Raw genomic sequence first — 17472 nt, forward strand, 5'->3', positions numbered from 1 at the left:
GGACAACCATGTGGATACCTCGGTGGACCTGGGTCGGAGCCTGTGGATAGAGTGTGGTTCCCGGCGCCGCCGGCGACCCGGACCAGCAGCAACGCCCGACACCCGACGAGAGGAGACCGCCCACCGTGTCTCCTGAACTCGAACACGTGTGGAGTGCCGTCCTCGACAAGCTGACCGATCCGGAACTGGCCAGTGACGACAATCCGGCCCTGTCGCGCCAGCAGCAGGCGTGGCTCCGGCTCGTCCAGCCGATCGCCGTGGTCAACGGTTTCGCGATGCTCGCCGCCCCGTCGGCCTTCGCCCGCGACAACATCGAGTCCATCCTCCGCGGTCCCATCACGCGCGCACTGAGCTCGCAGCTCGGGGAGCCGATCGATCTGGCCGTCAAGGTGGACACGTCACTCGCCGGAGCTCAACTACCGACGGACGACGCCGACCACCCGGCCATCGACGCGGAGGACATCCACGGCCCCGGCGCGGAGGACGAGCATCCGCCCGCCACGACCCGCCCCCGGCGGATGACCGAGGAGCAGATCGCCGCCGAGCGCCTCCTCCACGGCAGCGACCGCGACGAGGCGTTGTCCGCCGCGTCCGCGCCCGGGTTGAACGAGCGCTACACGTTCAGCGCCTTCGTCCAGGGCAACTCGAACCGCTTCGCCCGGGCCGCCGCACTGGCTGTCGCCGAGGCACCGGCCCGTGCGTACAACCCGCTGTTCATCTGGGGCGAGTCCGGTCTGGGCAAGACCCACCTGCTCCACGCGATCGGGCACTACTCCCTGCGGATGTACTCCGAGCAGAAGGTCAAGTACGTCTCGACCGAGGAGTTCACCAACGACTTCATCAACTCCGTCCGCGACGGCCGCCAGAACATGTTCAAGAAGCGGTACCGCGAGGCGGACATCCTCCTGGTAGACGACATCCAGTTCCTCATCGGCAAGGAACAGGTCCAGGAGGAGTTCTTCCACACCTTCAACACGATCCACAACGCGCAGAAGCAGATCGTGATCTCGTCCGACCGGCCACCCAAGCAACTGCAGCCGCTGGAGGACCGCCTGCGCACCCGCTTCGAGTGGGGTCTGATCACCGACATCCAGCCGCCCGAGCTGGAGACGCGTATCGCGATCATCGACAAGAAGGCCAAGTCCGAGAACTACGTGGTCCCGAGGGACGTCCTCGAGCTCATCGCGACGCGGGTCCAGCGCAACATCCGTGAGCTCGAGGGAGCTCTCATCCGGGTGGTGGCGTTCGCCTCCCTCAACGGCCACGAGATCGATGTGCCGCTCGCGGAGGTCGTGCTCCGTGATGTCGTCTCGGACGACGACTCCCTACAGATCTCGGCCGCGACCATCATGGCGGTGACCGCGGAGTTCTTCTCCACGAGCATCGACGAACTGTGCGGCACCTCCAAGACCCGGTCGTTGTCGCGGGCCCGCCAGATCGCCATGTACCTGTGTCGCGAGCTGACCGATCTGTCGCTTCCCAAGATCGGCGTCACCTTCGGTGGCAAGGACCACACGACGGTCATGTACGCCCAGCGCAAGATCCTCAAGGAGATCAAGGACGACCGGCGCACGTACGACCAGATCCAGGAGCTGACGGCCCGGATCAAGGAGCGTTCGCGGTCCCTCTGAGCTCCACGCCGGAACTCACCCACGCTGCGCGCTCGCGCCGCCTCATGTGCCCGCCGCCGCTTGTGCCCGGCCCCGCTTGTTCTCGCCCCCGCGGACGTCCACCGACGCCCCGCGTCTCCGGCCGGCCCTCTGCCGACACCGAACGCGACGCAGATGACGGTCGGCGACGGCGACAGCAACAGATCGGCGCCCGACGTCGTCCGCACGCCCGGATGCGCGGACCCAGGACGGCTGCGAGAGGTCGTAACAGGCCCTGTGCGGCCCTCTGCCGAGTCCGGCGTTCCGCCCCGAACGGATACCCGCCCCGATTCGCGAGAAAGACCCCGCCCGACGGAAGACGAACCGTGGGACTCCCGGGTCTCGCTGTCGAGTCGCGCACACTTCGTCTGATTCGAGGGCCTCACACGGGTCATTCCACACGCATCAGGACGCGCCGTGCGACACATCCGGGACCCTCACACACCCTTTGTCACACCCTTCACAGCTGTGGACAACCCTGTGGAGTCTTGTGGACCGACGGTGGACAGACGGTGGACGGACTCTTGTGATTCCACAGGGGTCGGGAGGCAAATCACAAGATCGCACGATTGCGTCCACACGACGAAATCGGCACAGACCTGTGATTACAGGCCTCGGCTCACAATTTCACAGGACCTACTACTACCTCTTATCTCTTTAGATAGTTCTTGTTAGAAGTAGGGATGTGGAGCGGCGAGCCTGCTTGACCGGGTTACGCCGAGTCCGTGTGTCCGCTGTCGGTCCGAGCGGTTACTCTCATGGAGACGCTCCGCCCCCGGCGGCGGAAACGTGCAATACGAGCTTGAACCAATACGAGCTTGAACCGACCAATCGTCCAGATACCGGATCCCGGTATCCACCCCCGCCTGAAAGAGGTCATCGATGGAGATCACGGATCCGACGTTCCGCGTCACCCGCGAGGACTTCGCGGATTCCGTGGCCTGGGTGGCGCGCACGCTGCCCTCCCGTCCGTCGGTCCCGATCCTCGGCGGGGTGCTGCTCGAGGCCGATTCGGGACTGACGATCTCCGGGTTCGACTACGAGACCTCGGCGCAGGTATCCGTGCCGGCCGAGGTCTCCGAGCCCGGCAGCACGCTGGTGTCCGGCCGACTCCTGGCGGACATCGCCCGTGCCCTGCCGGACCGTCCGGTCGAGGTCGTCGTCACCGCCCAGAAGATGTACATCTCCTGCGGTACCGCGAAGTTCACGCTCCCGACCATGCCGGTCGAGGATTACCCGCAGCTGCCGGCGATGCCGGAGGTCACCGGTTCCGCCGAGGTCGACGCGTTCTCCGAGGCCGTGTCCCAGGTCGTCGTCGCAGCGGGCAAGGACGACACCCTGCCGATGCTCACCGGCATCCGGATGGAGATCGAGGGCACCCGCGTCACGCTCATCGCGACCGACCGGTTCCGTCTCGCCATCCGGGAGTTCGACTGGGAGCCGGCCCGCGGGGATGTCGCGGTCGAGGTACTCATCCCGGCCAAGGCACTGTCCGAGGTCACCCGTTCCGCCGGCCACGGCGGTCGCGTGGATCTGAGCCTGGGAGCCGGCTCCGATGTGGGCGCCGAGGGCATTCTGGGTGTGCTGGTGTCCGGTCAGCGGACCACCACCCGCCTTCTCGACGCGGAATTCCCCAAGGTCCGCCAGCTGCTCCCGCCGCAGCACACCTCACTCGCGATCGTCGAGGTGGACTCGCTCGTCCAGGCGATCAAGCGGGTCGCGCTCGTCGCCGACCGCGGCGTGCAGGTGCGAATGGCGTTCTCGGAAGGTGAGCTCGCACTGTCGGCCGGAGGCGATGACGCCGCCCAGGCCAACGAGACCCTTCCGGTGGACTTCGTCGGCGAGCCGCTGACCATCGCGTTCAACCCGGGTTACCTACTCGACGGTCTCGGCAGTGTCCACGCAGGCCGCGTCGCCTTCGGGTTCACCCAGGCAAGCCGGCCGGCCGTGCTGCGTCCGGCACCCGAGACCCTCCCGGAGCCCGGCGCGGACGGCGCGATCGAGCCGGTGGATTCCGACCACACCTACTTGCTCATGCCCGTGCGCCTGCCGGGCTGAGGCCCCGCCCCGGAACCGATCCGGTATGCACCTGCGTCATCTCAGGCTCCTCGATTTCCGCTCCTGGCCCCTGCTCGAACTCGAGCTCGAGCCCGGGGTCACCACCCTGGTCGGACGCAACGGGCACGGCAAGACCAACGTTCTCGAGGCGGTCGGGGTCCTCGCCAGCCTGCGGTCCCACCGCGTGGCGACCGACGCGCCGATGATCAGGACCGGTGCCGGAACCGCACTGGTGGGCGCCCTCGCACACAACGCGGGACGTGAATTGACCGTCGAACTCGCGCTCAACTCCGGCAAGGCCAACCGGGCGCGACTCAACACCTCCCCGTGCCGACGACTGTCCGACGTCCTCGGGGTGGTCCAGTCCGTGCTGTTCGCGCCGGAGGACCTGGCGCTCGTCCGTGGCGAGCCGGCCGAACGTCGCCGGCTTCTCGATGAACTCATGATCCAGCGTCGCCCCGCACTGGGTGGTGACCTCAGCGAGTACTCCTCGGTGCTCCGCCAGCGGACCGCCCTGCTCAAGTCGGCCTCCGGTGCGCTGCGGCGTGGGGGCCCCAAGGACTCCGCGACCGTGCTGGACACCCTCGACGTGTGGGACGGGCGGTTGGCCGAACTCGGAGCACGCGTGGTGGCCGGTCGGATCGCCCTCCTCCGTCAGTTGCGGCCCCTCGTCGTCGACGCCTATCGGGGTCTGGCCCCCGAGTCCCGTCCCGCCGATCTCACCTATCGCTTCCGCGTGGCGGACGCGCCCGACGAGTCGGAGCTGACGGATCCGGAACTCGTCGAGGCCGTGTTGCTCGCCGAGCTCGGGCGGCTGCGTCGCGACGAGATCGACCGCGGGATGTCACTCGTCGGACCGCACCGCGACGACCTGATCCTGAGTCTCGGCGACGAGCCGGCGAAGGGGTTCGCGAGTCACGGTGAGACGTGGTCGTTCGCCCTGGCGCTGCGACTGGGATCGCTCGAGCTGTTCCGTGCCGACGGGGCGGAACCGGTCCTTCTCCTGGACGACGTTTTCGCCGAACTCGACCGGCACCGCCGGGCCGCGCTGGCCGACGTCGCGGCCGGTGTCGAACAGGTCCTCATCACGGCCGCAGTGGGCGAGGACGTGCCGGGCTCGCTGCGCGGGGTCCGTCATGACGTCGTGATGACGGGCGAGGGAGCGGATCGTCACTCGGCGATGACGGTGTCACGACGCCAGCATGACGGTGCGGACGCCCGCGAGCACGCCGGCGGGGAGGATGGGGTCAGCGACGCGGACAGTGGCGGGGACGACGACGACAACACCGATACCGGAAGCAGGGCAACACCGTGACGGACCGAACCGGCAAGGACTCCGTAACACCGTCTGACCCGCCACAACGCGGTTATGACGTCGCCAAGCAGGCCCTCGAGGAGGCCCGCGCCCGGGCCCGGGCGGAGGGCAAGCAGGTCGGCCGGGGTCGGACCGGCCCGGTGGGGGCGGGCAAGCGGCTGCGCAAGCGCGGGTGGACCGGATCCGGTGCCGACCCGTGGGACCCACAGCCCCTCGGCAAACTCGTGGGCCAGGTCGCCAAGAAACGGGGTTGGGACGACAAGGTCACCACCGGGCGTCTGTTCGCGGAGTGGGACCGGATCGTCGGGGAGGACGTCTCGGCGCACGCCACCCCGGAGCGCCTCGAGGAGGGAATCCTGTACGTCCGTGCGGCGAGTACCGCATGGGCCACGCAGCTGCGGCTCATGTCCGCCGACATCCTCCGCAAGATCGCGGCCGCCATGGGGCCGGGTCATGTCCGTCGTCTCAAGGTGGAGGGGCCGGAGAAACCGAGCTGGCGCAAGGGGCCCCTGCACGTGTCCGGTCGCGGCCCCCGTGACACATACGGGTGAGGGCCGGGCGTGCCCGTGGCCCGCGTGACGGTTGTCGCAGGTAGACTGGGCCGGTCCCAGACCCCCGAGACGCGAGGAGTTCGCACGTGGCGGACGCCAAGAGCAAGGCCAACAACAGCGGGCCCAAGGAATACGGTGCATCATCGATCACCGTTCTCGAAGGGCTCGAGGCCGTCCGGATGCGGCCGGGTATGTACATCGGCTCCACCGGACCGCGGGGACTGCACCACCTGATCTGGGAGGTCGTCGACAACTCCATCGACGAGGCGATGGCGGGTCACGCGACCGGTGTCAAGGTCACGTTGCTGGAGGACGGCGGCGTCGAGGTCATCGACGACGGCCGGGGCATCCCGGTGGAGATGCACGAGCAGGGCATGCCCACGGTCCAGGTCGTCATGACCCAGCTGCACGCGGGCGGCAAATTCGACTCGGACTCCTATGCGGTGTCCGGTGGTCTGCACGGTGTCGGCATCTCCGTGGTCAACGCGCTGTCCACCCGGGTCGAGGTCCAGATCAAGCGCGACGGGCGCCTGTGGAAGCAGGACTTCGACATGGCGGTCCCGGCAGAACTGGTCGACGCCGGCCCCGCCGAGGGCACCGGGACCAGGGTCCGGTTCTGGGCGGATCCGACGATCTTCGAGAGCACCGAGTACGACTTCGACGTGGTGGCACGCCGCCTCCAGGAGATGGCGTTCCTCAACAAGGGACTCACCATCACGCTCACGGACCGGCGGCCGCGTGCCGAGAAGGCCGCCGAGCTGGACGCGATCGCGGACAGCGAGGGCAGCGGCGCGGAGGCGGCGCCCGGTTCCGACGATGGGTCGGATCTCGCCCACGCGGTGGATGCGGAGCAGGCGTTCGCCGAGGGCGCGCAGGCAGCCGACGCCGTCGAGGTGACGCCCGTCGAGCCGGTCAAGGTCCGCGAGCGTAAGCGCACCTTCCACTACCCGGACGGTCTGAAGGACTACGTCACGGCGATCAACAAGTCCAAGACCTCGATCCACCCGACGATCCTCTACTTCGAGGGCAAGGGGCCCGGCCACGAGGTCGAGGTCGCCATGCAGTGGAACTCCGGTTACTCCGAGTCCGTCCACACCTTCGCCAACACCATCAACACCCATGAGGGCGGCACCCACGAGGAGGGCTTCCGCGCCGCGCTGACCTCCCTGGTCAACAAGTACGCGCGCGAGAAGAAGCTCATCAAGGAGAAGGACCCCAACCTCACGGGAGATGACATCCGCGAGGGCCTGGCGGCCGTGCTCTCCGCGAAGATCTCGGATCCGCAGTTCGAGGGTCAGACCAAGACCAAGCTCGGCAACACCGAGGTCAAGGGCTTCGTCCAGCGACAGGTGTCGGAGCACGTCGGACACTGGTTCGAGGCCAATCCCGCCGAGGCCAAGGTCATCATCAACAAGGCCATCGCGTCGAGCCAGGCTCGCGTCGCAGCCCGCAAGGCCCGCGAGATGGTGCGTCGCAAGTCGGCCACCGACATCGGCGGTCTGCCCGGCAAGCTCGCCGACTGCCGCTCCAAGGATCCGGCGAAGTCCGAGCTGTACATCGTGGAGGGCGACTCCGCCGGTGGCTCGGCCAAGTCGGGTCGGGACTCGATGTTCCAGGCGATCCTGCCGCTGCGCGGGAAGATCATCAACGTCGAGAAGTCGCGGATCGACAAGGTCCTCAAGAACGCCGAGGTCCAGGCCATCATCACGGCGCTGGGAACCGGCATTCACGAAGAGTTCGACATCGACAAGCTGCGCTATCACAAGATCGTGCTGATGGCGGATGCCGACGTCGATGGTCAGCACATCTCGACGCTGCTGCTGACGCTCATCTTCCGGTTCATGAAGCCGCTGGTCGAGAACGGGTACGTCTACCTGGCGCAGCCGCCGCTCTACAAGCTCAAGTGGGGCAAGGGCGAGCCGGACTTCGCGTACACGGACCGCGAGCGGGACGAACTGCTCAAGATCGGCCTCGAGAACAAGCGCAAGATCAACGTCGACGACGGCATCCAGCGCTACAAGGGCCTCGGCGAGATGAACCCCAAGGAGCTGTGGGAGACCACGATGGACCCCGCGGTCCGTACGCTCCGCCAGGTCACCCTCGACGATGCCGCCGCGGCGGACGAATTGTTCTCCATCCTCATGGGTGAGGACGTGGACGCGCGCCGCAACTTCATCACCCGCAATGCACGCGATGTGAGGTTCCTCGACGTCTGATGGCGTGCCGGGGAGGCACGGAAAGAAGGGGGGCGTCTGCCGAACTCGGCGGATGCCCCCTTCTTCCTCGGGTGGTTCCAACGACCTGGAGCGTCCCGCAGTCGTTCGGGGCGGGCAGCCCGGCGAGCCGGTCACGCAGATGCTGCACGGCGGGCCCGGAGTTGGCAGCCGCGGCCGAGCCGTGCGTGATCCCGGGGACCAACGGCGTGGTCTCGTAGCGGAGATGCACGTCCGCACTCTGAGCGCGCCAGCTACGGCCGGTGTCGCACGAACAACAGGCCTGATTATCAGGCGGTGGCATGATCGTCTGATGACACAGTCGCCTTTCGTCGGCCTCCGCGGCCGGACGCGACGGTCGAATGCCAGCTCGGGGTTGCCTACCCCCGGCACCAGAGGTCGACGTGGTGATCCGCGATCACTCGGCGCAGCCTACGAGGGTATCTACTTGATCCGTTAGGTCAATGCCGCCTAGGCCCAGCCCGACGCAGCGTCCGGTTGGAGCGAGCTCCAACCGCCTAAAGAAGAAATTATTTAGCATGTCCGCTCTCTATGATCTGAGCTGGATCTATCAGGCGGCACTTCCAACGGAGCCCGGCGTCCTGTTCTTTCACGCAGGGAAAATAAAGAAAGCGTTACGGGATGTCGTGTAAGACACGTGACCATTAAGAGCACGTCGAGGGCGGCCGACGGGCCGGGGGCGCCCGGGACGCCGGTGCGTAGGCCCCGGGAGGCCTCCGAGTCGCCGAACCCCCGCGCGCCCGTGCCGGTGTTTTCGCTGGACCTATAGACTGGCCGGGTCGGAGCGTGCCCTCGTGGTGCCGCTTCGAGCGCGAGACGAAGAGGAGCCCATGACGGACACGACGTTGCCGCCCGAAGCCGGGGGTCACGACCGGATCGAGCCGGTCGACATCCAGGCGGAGATGCAGAGAAGCTACATCGACTATTCGATGAGCGTCATCGTCGGTCGAGCGCTACCTGACGTCCGGGACGGGCTCAAGCCCGTCCACCGCCGGATCCTCTACGCGATGTGGGACAACGGCTACCGACCCGAGCGCAGCTACGTGAAGTCGGCCAAGCCCGTCGCCGACACCATGGGCAATTACCACCCGCACGGTGACTCGGCGATCTACGACACCCTGGTACGACTCGCCCAGCCGTGGGCGATGCGGTACCCGATGGTCGACGGCCAGGGGAACTTCGGTTCGCGCGGCAACGACGGCGCCGCCGCCATGCGCTACACCGAGTGCAAGATGACCCCGCTGGCCATGGAGATGGTCCGGGACATCGACAAGAACACGGTCGATTTCCAGCCCAACTACGACGGCAAGACGTCCGAACCGGTCGTCCTCCCGTCGCGCATCCCCAATCTGTTGGTCAACGGTTCCAGCGGCATCGCGGTCGGTATGGCCACCAAGATGCCGCCGCACAACCTGCGCGAGGTCGCCGAGGCGATCTACTGGTGTCTGGACAACCCCGACGCCGACGAGGAGGAGACCCTCGCGGCGTGCATGGATCGGATCAAGGGTCCCGACTTCCCCACCCACGGCTTCATCGTGGGCGAGCAGGGGATCAGGGACGCCTACACGACCGGCCGCGGTTCGATCCGTATGCGGGGTAAGACCTCCATCGAGGAGGAGGGCAACCGGACGGTCATCGTCATCACGGAGCTGCCCTACGAGGTCAACCCGGACAACATGATCCTGTCGATCGCCGAGCAGTTGCGGGACGGCAAGATCGCCGGCATCTCGAAGATCGACGACGAGTCCTCGGACCGGGTCGGCCTGCGCATCGTCGTCACTCTCAAGCGTGACGCCGTGGCCAAGGTCGTGCTGAACAACCTCTACAAGCACTCGCAGCTGCAGACGTCCTTCGGCGCGAACATGCTGTCGATCGTGGACGGTGTTCCCCGGACCCTGGCCATCAACCACCTCGTGCGGTTGTACGTCACGCACCAGATCGAGGTCATCGTCCGGCGGACCCAGTACCTGCTGGACGAGGCCGAGAGGCGGGCCCACATCCTGCGGGGACTGGTCAAGGCGCTGGACGCGCTCGACGAGGTCATCGCACTGATCCGCCGTTCGGAGACCGTCGAGGTCGCGCGCGAAGGTCTGAAGGACCTGCTCGACATCGACGACGACCAGGCGCAGGCCATCCTGGACATGCAGCTGCGCCGCCTCGCGGCCCTCGAGCGGCAGAAGATCGTCGACCAGCTCGCCTCGATCGAACTCGAGATCGCCGACTACAAGGACATCCTCGCCAAGCCCGAGCGGCAGCGCGCGATCGTCGCCGACGAACTCCGCGAGATCGTCGAGAAGTACGGGGACGACCGCCGGACCAGGATCATCCCGGCGGACGGGGACGTCACGGACGAGGATCTGATCGCCCGCGAGGACGTCGTCGTCACCATCACGGAGACCGGTTACGCCAAGCGGACCCGCACCGACCTGTACCGCGCCCAGAAGCGCGGGGGCAAGGGTGTGCGCGGCGCGGAGCTCAAGCAGGACGACATCGTCCGGCACTTCTTCGTCTCCTCCACCCACGACTGGCTGCTGTTCTTCACCACCAAGGGCCGCGTCTACCGGATCAAGGCCTACGAGCTGCCCGAGGCGAACCGCACGGCCCGTGGTCAGCACGTGGCCAACCTCCTGGCGTTCCAGCCGGAGGAGCGCATCGCCGGCGTCATCCGGATCAAGGGCTACCAGGACGCGCCGTACCTGGTGCTGGCCACCCGCAACGGACTGGTCAAGAAGTCCCGGCTCGAGGACTACGACTCGCCGCGCTCCGGCGGCCTGATCGCCGTCAACCTGCGCGACGGCGACGAGCTGGTCGGGGCGGCGCTGGCCGGACCCGACGACGACCTGCTGCTGGTCTCGGAGAAGGGCCAGTCGATCCGGTTCCACGCCAACGACGACACGCTCCGCCCGATGGGCCGAGCGACCTCCGGCGTGATGGGCATGCGGTTCAACGACGGCGACGCCCTGCTGAGCATGTCCGTCGTGCGAGCCGAGTCGTCCGACCAGGAGAAGTACTTCCTCCTGGTGGCCACCGAACGCGGCTACTCCAAGCGCACCGCCCTGAGCGAGTACACGGCCCAGGGCCGGGGCGGCAAGGGCGTGCTCACGCTCATGTTCGACCCCAAGCGCGGGAAGCTCGTCGGTGCGACGATCGTGGAGCTGCAGGACGAGCTCTACGCCATCACCTCCAGCGGCGGTGTCATCCGCACGTTCGCCAAGCAGGTCCGCAAGGCGGGCCGACAGACCAAGGGCGTGCGGCTGATGAACCTCGCCGAGGGCGACTCGCTACTGGCCATCGCCCGCAACGCCGACGAGCCCGACGACGAGGACCGGTCCGCGGCCGAGTCCGCCAAGGAGGAGTAGGCGATGACCGAGCCGACCGATCCAGCCGACCGGACCGACCCGACCGAGACGTCCGACGCGGTCACAGACGGCCCAGCGCACGGGGGGTCGTCCCCGGCGCCCGGTTACGGCGGGTCGGGGGCCGGCACCGGCGACGCCGGCACGTCGGCCACCACCGCCTTCCCGGCGGCCACCCAGCATCGCGCCGAGGGCGCGAACGGGGGCGTCTCCAAGGCGTACTCGGGGGGCGCGGCCGGGCGAGCCGCACCGATCGTCCCGCCCACCGAGCGCCGGGGCCCCATGGAGTCGGTCCTGGTGCTGCGCCGGATCGACCCGTGGTCGGCCTTCACCACCGTGCTGGGCCTGATGTTCGCCCTCTACCTGGTGTGGATGGTGGCCATCGGGGTGACGTACCTGCTGCTGTCCGGGATGGGCGTGTGGGACCGGCTCGGGGGCCTGTTGTCCGGCGTCGCGGGCGACGAATCGGCAGCCGTGATCGGGCCGTCGACGATCTTCCTCTACAGCGGCGGAGTGGGACTGCTCAACGTGCTTCTGCTGTCGATCCTGGCCACGCTCGCCGTGTTCATCTACAACCTCGCGGCCGGCCTGACCAGCGGCGGCGTGCAGGTCACGCTCGCCGATCCCCGGTACTGACGGTGCCCCCGGCGCCCGGTGGAGGGTGCCGATTTGGGCGGTGGCGCGGACGTCGGGTAGATTGACCTCTCGGTACGAGGGCCTATAGCTCAGGTGGTTAGAGCGCCAAACTGATAATTTGGAGGTCGGAGGTTCAAGTCCTCCTAGGCCCACTCCGCCAGGCAGACGCCGGATCCGCTCGTTGCGGTCCGGCGTTTATGCTTGGAGGTACGGGGCCTTAGCTCAGTTGGTAGAGCGCTGCCTTTGCAAGGCAGATGTCAGGGGTTCGAATCCCCTAGGCTCCACTCACCCGCCGCCCGGCGCGCCCGCCCGGCAGGCGCCCTCCCCGGCGGATAGGGAGACCGTGCACCCCACCCCTCGCGCGTCGTGGCCCCCGTTCGTGCTCATGGCCCTCGTAGTGACCGTGGCCCTCGCGTCCAGCGCCACCCCGTCACCGCTGTACGTCGACTACCAGCAGGACTGGGGCGTCGGTGGCACCGCCATCACCGTGGTCTACGCCGTGTACGCCCTCGCGGTCCTCGTCCCCCTGCTGTTTCTCGGGAGGGTCTCCGACGCGATCGGGCGTCGCCCGGTCATCCTGGCGGGCCTGACGCTGCTCGCGGTGAGCATGGGCATGCTCGCCGCCGCCGGATCCGTGGCCTGGCTGATCGCGGCCCGCGTCATCCAGGGTCTGGCGGTGGGTCTCATCACCGGGTCGGCGACCGCCGCACTGATCGAGCTCCATCCGACCCGGGATTCGCGGGTGGGCGCCCTGACCAGCAGCTCCACCACCAACTTCGGCATCGCGGCAGGGGTCCTCCTCGCCGGGGTGGTGGCCACCTCGTCGTCGTCACCCCTCGTCCACCCCTACCTCGTGATCGGGGCCGCCACGGTCGCGTTGCTCATCGGTGTGGCCACGATCGTTCCCGAGACCGCCGGTGGATCGGGGACCCTGCGCGACGCGCTGCGGGTGCGTCCTCCGTCGGTGCCGCCCCAGGTCCGGCCCGTCTTCGCGCTGGCCGCGGTGTGCGTGATCGTCTCGTGGTCCGTCGGCGGGGTGTTCCTCGGTCTCGGCGGCGCGATCGCCCGCGACCTCATGGGTGCGTCCGATTACCTCGTGACCGGCCTGGTGGTGGCGGCCCTGCAGGCGGCGGCCGGGGTCGCGCAGTTGGGGTGGAACCTGCGGTCCGGGCCGTCGCGGTGGCGGCGAGGGGTGGTCCTCGGCGTGCTCGCGCTCGTCGTGGGGCTCGTCGTCGCCTCGGTCTCCCTGGAGGCCCGCACGGTCGTCGGCTTCATCGCCGCCGCGGGGCTCACCGGCCTCGGGATGGGCCTGCTGTTCCTCATGGGCAACACCCTGGTCGCGCAGAGCGCGCCGCAGGCGGTGCGGGGACAGGTGTTCTCGGCCCTGTTCGTGGTGGCCTACATCTCGCTCGGCGTGCCGGCGGTGATCGCGGCGGTCATCGCCGAGGGCATCGGACTGATCCCGGCGTACCACGTGCTGGCGCTCGCGGTCGGCGTGATCGCGGTGGGTGCACTTGTCGCGGTGGCGCGGCCGGGAGCGGGCGGACGGGCCCGGCGGTCGGGGTCCCGCGACTAGTCGCGACTGCTCAGCGCCTGCGCGGCCGCCGCCAGCCCCAGTGCCGCCAGTCCCGTGCGGAGCCGGTCCGTGGCCATCAGCGCCCTGATGCGCGGCCCGGTGACCTGCTCCCGGGCGATCCCCACGTGCAGCGGGACCACTCCGGCGGTGATGGCCGGGACGGCGACGCCCGTGGCGCACGCGAGGAGGGTGGCCCCCAGACCGCTGCGCTCGGCCGAGCGGACCGACCCGTAGGCCGCCCAGGCCGCCGCCCCGAGGCCCGTCGCGTACAGCGTGAGCGCGACGGGGGCGATGCGGCGGGCGTGATCCGCCTGGCGCTCGGCGATGCCGTGGGTGGAACCGTCGAACAGCTGGGGATAGACCACCGAGGTGACCATCGACTGGAACCCCAGGTGGACCGCGGACGTGGTCAGCAGCGCGAGGCGGCCCGCGCGCAGGATCGGGACCGGTGTGGGGCCCGCGGCCGCGGGGCGTCGGCGGTACATGGCTGCCACGCTACCTCTCGCGGGACCGTCCCAGGAGGGCCCGACCCTCGCCGTCGTCGGTCACGGCGCGCGCGGTGCGCAGCACGACCCGCCACCCGCGGTCCGGCGCGTCCACCCGACCGCGCCGCTCCAGCTCCCACCGACTCGCCGTCACCCTCATCACCGTGTAGCGCCCGGGGCGCGACGAGCGCACCACGAGCTGGGTGTAGCCGGTCGCCACCGCGCGGTCCCCGTCCAGCAGCACGACCGGCAGGCTGGGGACGTGCCCGCACCCGTGCGCGATGAGTCCCTGGTGCGCGTCCCCGTGCACCATCTCCCGCAGCCCCTCGTGCCCCTCGAGTACGCCGGTGTCCACGTCGTAGACGCCGTCGTCGGTCCACAGTTCGGCCACGCCGTCGGCGTCGCCGGAGTCGACGCGGGGGGAGTAGGAGGCCAGTAGGCGCAGTACGGCCAGCTCGTCGGCCGCGCGGGCCAGCTCGGCCCGCGCGGTGGCGAGACCGGTCTCGGTCGAGGTGAGCCTCGCCTCGAGGGCGTCCAGACGGGCGGTGTCGGAACCATCAATCATGAACCCGACATTAATGCACTAACTGAAACACGTTACAAGTAGTGTGCACACCATGACGGACAAGAGTGCAGACAACCGTCCCGCCGTGATGACGGCGGACGTCATCGTGGTGGGGATGGGAATCGCCGGCGCCTGCGCGGCGATCGAGGCCGCCGAGGCCGGGTCGACGGTCATCGCTCTGGAGGGCGCCTCCGGACCGGGCGGCTCCTCGGCGCAGTCGGGCGGCGAGGTCTACCTGGGGGGCGGCACGGCCACCCAGCAGGCCCTGGGCATCGCCGACACCGAGGAGGACATGCGCGCGTTCCTCCTGGCCGCGCTCGGGCCCAACGCCGACGAGGCGAAGATCGCCGACTACTGCGCGGGGGCCGTCGAGCACCACGACTGGCTGGTCTCGCACGGAGCGGTGTTCAACCGGAAGTTGTGGGACACCCCCACCTGGATGCCGGGCGACGACTCGGGCCTGATGTGGATGGGGGAGCGGGCGGAGCCCTACGCGTCCCTGGCCACCCCGGCAGCGCGCGGTCACCGGCCGCCCGCCCCGAACTTCGCCGGGAACGTGCTCATGGACTCCCTCGTGGCCACGGCGCAGAAGGCCGGCGTCGACCTGCAGTGCGACGTCAAGGCGCGTTCGCTCATCGTCGAGGACGGACGCGTGGTGGGCGTCCGGGCCACGCAGTTCTCCGAGGAACGCGAGTACCGCGCCACCGGCGGCGTCGTGCTGGCGACGGGCGGGTTCGTGGACAACGACCGGATGCTCGAACAGTGGGCGCCGCAGCAGCTGGGCAAGGACAAGGTCTCCGACGGCCGCGACGACGGCTCCGGCATCGAGATGGGCATCGAGGCCGGCGCGGCCGTGCGCCGCATGCACCAGACCGAGACCGCGATGCTCGTCATCCCCCGCCTGGTGGTGGGCGCGATGCTCGTCGACGGCGACGGGCAGCGCTTCATCAACGAGGAGGTCTACCCGGGCCTGTACTGCCACGCGGCCGTGTATCACCGCCGCCCGCCGGTGTGGGTGATCATCGACGAGAAGGGCATCGAGGACGTCCCGGAGTCCGAGCTGTGGGGTATGCAGCCCATGCACGCCGCCGAGATCATCGAGGAGCTCGCCGCCGACTGCGGGTTGCCCGCCGATGCGCTGGCCGACCAGTTGCGCCGCTACAACGCCGGCGCCGAGCGTGGCGAGGACCCGCAGTTCGGCAAGAACGCCCGGTGGGTGCGCCCGCTCGAGCCGCCGTTCGGTGCCTACCCGACGGGTGCCGGGGGGCCGGACACCTTCAACGGCCTGCCCCTCAAGGCGCAGGGGTTCACGCTCGGGGGACTCCACACGGACCTGCAGTCGCGCGTGCTGGACCGCGCGGGCGAGCCCATCGCGGGCCTGTTTGCGGCCGGGCGGTGCACGCACGGTCTGCACGGCGACGGCTACATCTCGGGGACCTCTCTGGGCGACGGCTCGTTCTTCGGCCGGCGCGCGGGCCGCGGTGCGGCCGGGGTCACCGACACGGTGGCGGCCGGCGATGTGACCGGGTCGGCGCCGGCATGAACGACCCGGTGACCGTCGAGCCGGGGACTGTCGAGCCGGTGACCGTCGTGCGGCGCGACCGGCCGACGGTGGATCTGGGGCCGTTGGACCCGGCGCGCGGTACTGGCCGTCCGGTCGACAGGGACGACGACGACGAGGCCGGCCTCTACGCCCTGGTGGAGCAGGTGCGCCGGATCCGCGCGCTCACCACCGGCGGCATGTTCGACACCGACCTGGGCCCGCTGACCGATCGGATCCGCAGGGTGGCCGACGAGCTGGAGGCCGCGTCGGCGAGCCCCGAGCAGCGGCAGGAGGTCAACTGGCGGGAGCGTCGGTACGCCTCCAACTGCCCGATCATCGGCCGGTCCAACGTCCTCGCCCCGCCGGCCGAGTTCGAGTTGCTGGACGACGGGACGCTCAGGGCCGAGATGACGCTCGGGCTGGAGTACCAGGGCCCCCCCGGGGTGTGTTCACGGCGGTGTCGTGGCCCTGCTGTTCGACGCGGCGCTGGGCCGGGTCGACCACCACGCGGGGACCACCGGGATGACGATGTACCTGGACCTGGACTACCGCAGCCCCACGCCCATCCTCGAGCCGATCGTGGTGACCGCCCGTCAGGTCCGGGTGGACGGCCGGAAGGTGTGGTCGCAGGGCGCGGTCCACGCGGGAGATCGCCTCTGCGCCACCGCCGAGGGGCTGTTCGTCATGCCCGCGGAGTGGGTGGCGGCGTACCGGCAGCACCGGGATGAGGGCGCGGGCGAGGGCTGACGCCGGGGCGCAGAGTAGATTCTGTTGCCGTGACGACCGACTCCGGCCCTTCCGACCCCACCGCCCCGGGCGACCGCCCCCTCGGCACCGCGGACCCCGCCGGTGCGAGCGATGAGGGCACTCCCTTCCTGCGCCAGGACCCCGATGCGTCCGGCGCGACCGAGCTGGCCCGCGAGCTGCGCCGACTCCGCGGCCTGGTCGCCGGGTCCGTCTACGAGGACGTCCACGACGCCGTGGCCACCGTGCGCGGGTTGGTCGAGCACCTCGAGACCGTGGGCACCGTGGTGCGGCCGTCGGAGTACGCCACCTGGGGTGTGCCGGAGCACCTGGCGGCCAACCCGGCGACCGGCAGCCGGAACCCGGTGTCCCCGCCGCTGGAGCCGGTGGTGTTCCCCGATGCGACCGTGCGGGCCGACCTCACCCTGGGTATCGAGTACCAGGGGCCTCCCGGCTGCGTCCACGGCGGGATCGTCGCGCTGATCTTCGACGAGATGCTGGGGCTGGCGAACGCCGCGTCGGAGAGTGTCGGCATGACCGCGGACCTGCGCATCTCGTATAAGTCGCCGACGCCACTGTTCGCCCCGCTGCGGTTCGAGGCGCGGCAGGAACGGGTGGAGGGCCGCAAGATCTGGGCGACCGCGACCCTCCACACCGGCGAGACCCTCTGCGCGACGGCTGAGGCGTTGTTCATCGAGCCGAGGGGTATCCGGGACGCCGACCGCGGCCGGCCCATCGAGGGCTGACAGTGATGATGTGT

At 69.3% G+C, this 17472-nt stretch carries 14 protein-coding genes and 2 tRNA genes; 13 read left to right on the plus strand and 3 right to left on the minus strand.

Translation table 11 applies throughout. From position 1 onward, the window contains the following. Positions 1-125 precede the first annotated feature (125 nt). From dnaA to AYO52_RS17430, 10 genes are all read left to right on the plus strand, one after another. The gene (gene dnaA, locus AYO52_RS17385; RefSeq protein ID WP_067720197.1) at positions 126-1631 is read left to right on the plus strand and encodes a chromosomal replication initiator protein DnaA; all 1506 of its coding nucleotides are present in this window, start codon (positions 126-128) and stop codon (positions 1629-1631) included. Between the two features lie 900 nt (positions 1632-2531). Continuing rightward, positions 2532-3707 (plus strand): DNA polymerase III subunit beta, encoded by a 1176-nt coding sequence (gene dnaN, locus AYO52_RS17390; protein WP_067720199.1) that lies wholly within the window; start codon positions 2532-2534, stop codon positions 3705-3707. Positions 3708-3732: 25 nt separating this feature from the next. Further along, positions 3733-5022: a DNA replication/repair protein RecF gene (gene recF / locus AYO52_RS17395; RefSeq protein ID WP_067720201.1), complete on the plus strand. Its 1290-nt coding sequence runs from the start codon at positions 3733-3735 to the stop codon at positions 5020-5022. Further along, positions 5019-5573, plus strand: coding sequence for a DciA family protein (locus AYO52_RS17400; protein WP_067720203.1), 555 nt, complete (start codon positions 5019-5021; stop codon positions 5571-5573). Before recF ends, AYO52_RS17400 begins: the two co-directional genes overlap by 4 nt. A gap of 86 nt (positions 5574-5659) precedes the next feature. Further along, on the plus strand, positions 5660-7789 hold the full coding sequence (gene gyrB / locus AYO52_RS17405) for a DNA topoisomerase (ATP-hydrolyzing) subunit B (protein ID WP_067720205.1): 2130 nt from the start codon (positions 5660-5662) through the stop codon (positions 7787-7789). A gap of 848 nt (positions 7790-8637) precedes the next feature. Then, a complete protein-coding gene (gene gyrA, locus AYO52_RS17410; protein WP_067720208.1) occupies positions 8638-11166 on the plus strand; it encodes a DNA gyrase subunit A in 2529 nt (842 codons plus the stop codon). 3 nt (positions 11167-11169) lie between these two features. Then, the gene (locus tag AYO52_RS17415; RefSeq protein WP_067720210.1) at positions 11170-11799 is read left to right on the plus strand and encodes a DUF3566 domain-containing protein; all 630 of its coding nucleotides are present in this window, start codon (positions 11170-11172) and stop codon (positions 11797-11799) included. 78 nt (positions 11800-11877) lie between these two features. Beyond that, positions 11878-11951 (plus strand) — tRNA-Ile (locus AYO52_RS17420). A 59-nt stretch (positions 11952-12010) separates the two neighbouring features. Then, positions 12011-12083: transfer RNA gene (locus AYO52_RS17425), tRNA-Ala, on the plus strand. A gap of 59 nt (positions 12084-12142) precedes the next feature. Further along, positions 12143-13375, plus strand: coding sequence for an MFS transporter (locus AYO52_RS17430; protein WP_082924144.1), 1233 nt, complete (start codon positions 12143-12145; stop codon positions 13373-13375). Here the strand turns inward: AYO52_RS17430 and AYO52_RS17435 are convergent. Together AYO52_RS17435 and AYO52_RS17440 are read right to left on the minus strand one after the other, a co-directional pair. After that, positions 13372-13860 carry a hypothetical protein gene (locus AYO52_RS17435; RefSeq protein WP_067720256.1) on the minus strand — a complete coding sequence of 163 codons (489 nt, stop codon included), beginning with the start codon at positions 13858-13860 and terminating at the stop codon, positions 13372-13374. The two genes, AYO52_RS17430 and AYO52_RS17435, sit on opposite strands and share 4 nt — an antisense overlap. Positions 13861-13870: 10 nt before the next feature. After that, positions 13871-14425 carry a nuclear transport factor 2 family protein gene (locus tag AYO52_RS17440; protein ID WP_067720212.1) on the minus strand — a complete coding sequence of 185 codons (555 nt, stop codon included), beginning with the start codon at positions 14423-14425 and terminating at the stop codon, positions 13871-13873. 52 nt (positions 14426-14477) lie between these two features. On the opposite strand from AYO52_RS17440, the gene AYO52_RS17445 reads away from it, so the two are divergent. After that, entirely contained in the window at positions 14478-15968 is a 1491-nt protein-coding gene (locus tag AYO52_RS17445; protein WP_067720258.1) for an FAD-dependent oxidoreductase, read from the plus strand. 145 nt (positions 15969-16113) lie between these two features. Here AYO52_RS17445 and AYO52_RS19100 read toward each other — a convergent pair whose 3' ends face one another. Beyond that, the gene (locus AYO52_RS19100) at positions 16114-16305 is read right to left on the minus strand and encodes a hypothetical protein (RefSeq protein WP_253702288.1); all 192 of its coding nucleotides are present in this window, start codon (positions 16303-16305) and stop codon (positions 16114-16116) included. Positions 16306-16430: 125 nt separating this feature from the next. Between AYO52_RS19100 and AYO52_RS19105 the strand changes: the two genes are divergently transcribed. After that, positions 16431-16715: a hypothetical protein gene (locus AYO52_RS19105; protein WP_253702290.1), complete on the plus strand. Its 285-nt coding sequence runs from the start codon at positions 16431-16433 to the stop codon at positions 16713-16715. 29 nt (positions 16716-16744) lie between these two features. After that, complete coding sequence (locus AYO52_RS17455) at positions 16745-17458, plus strand: PaaI family thioesterase (RefSeq protein ID WP_067720214.1); 714 nt, start codon at positions 16745-16747, stop codon at positions 17456-17458. The last annotated feature ends 14 nt before the right edge of the window (positions 17459-17472 follow it).

The organism is Dietzia sp. 111N12-1 (assembly GCF_001658045.1).
GTDB classification, from domain to species: domain Bacteria; phylum Actinomycetota; class Actinomycetes; order Mycobacteriales; family Mycobacteriaceae; genus Dietzia; species Dietzia kunjamensis.

Bases quoted from the DNA above. Each gene is read 5' to 3' on its own strand.
- dnaN (WP_067720199.1), top strand. From the start codon at position 2,532: ATGGAGATCACGGATCCGACGTTCCGCGTCACCCGCGAGGACTTCGCG.
- recF (WP_067720201.1), top strand. From the start codon at position 3,733: ATGCACCTGCGTCATCTCAGGCTCCTCGATTTCCGCTCCTGGCCCCTG.
- gyrA (WP_067720208.1), top strand. From the start codon at position 8,638: ATGACGGACACGACGTTGCCGCCCGAAGCCGGGGGTCACGACCGGATC.
- AYO52_RS17415 (WP_067720210.1), top strand. From the start codon at position 11,170: ATGACCGAGCCGACCGATCCAGCCGACCGGACCGACCCGACCGAGACG.
- AYO52_RS17435 (WP_067720256.1), bottom strand. From the start codon at position 13,860: ATGTACCGCCGACGCCCCGCGGCCGCGGGCCCCACACCGGTCCCGATC.
- AYO52_RS17440 (WP_067720212.1), bottom strand. From the start codon at position 14,425: ATGATTGATGGTTCCGACACCGCCCGTCTGGACGCCCTCGAGGCGAGG.
- AYO52_RS17445 (WP_067720258.1), top strand. From the start codon at position 14,478: ATGACGGACAAGAGTGCAGACAACCGTCCCGCCGTGATGACGGCGGAC.
- AYO52_RS19100 (WP_253702288.1), bottom strand. From the start codon at position 16,305: ATGATCGGGCAGTTGGAGGCGTACCGACGCTCCCGCCAGTTGACCTCC.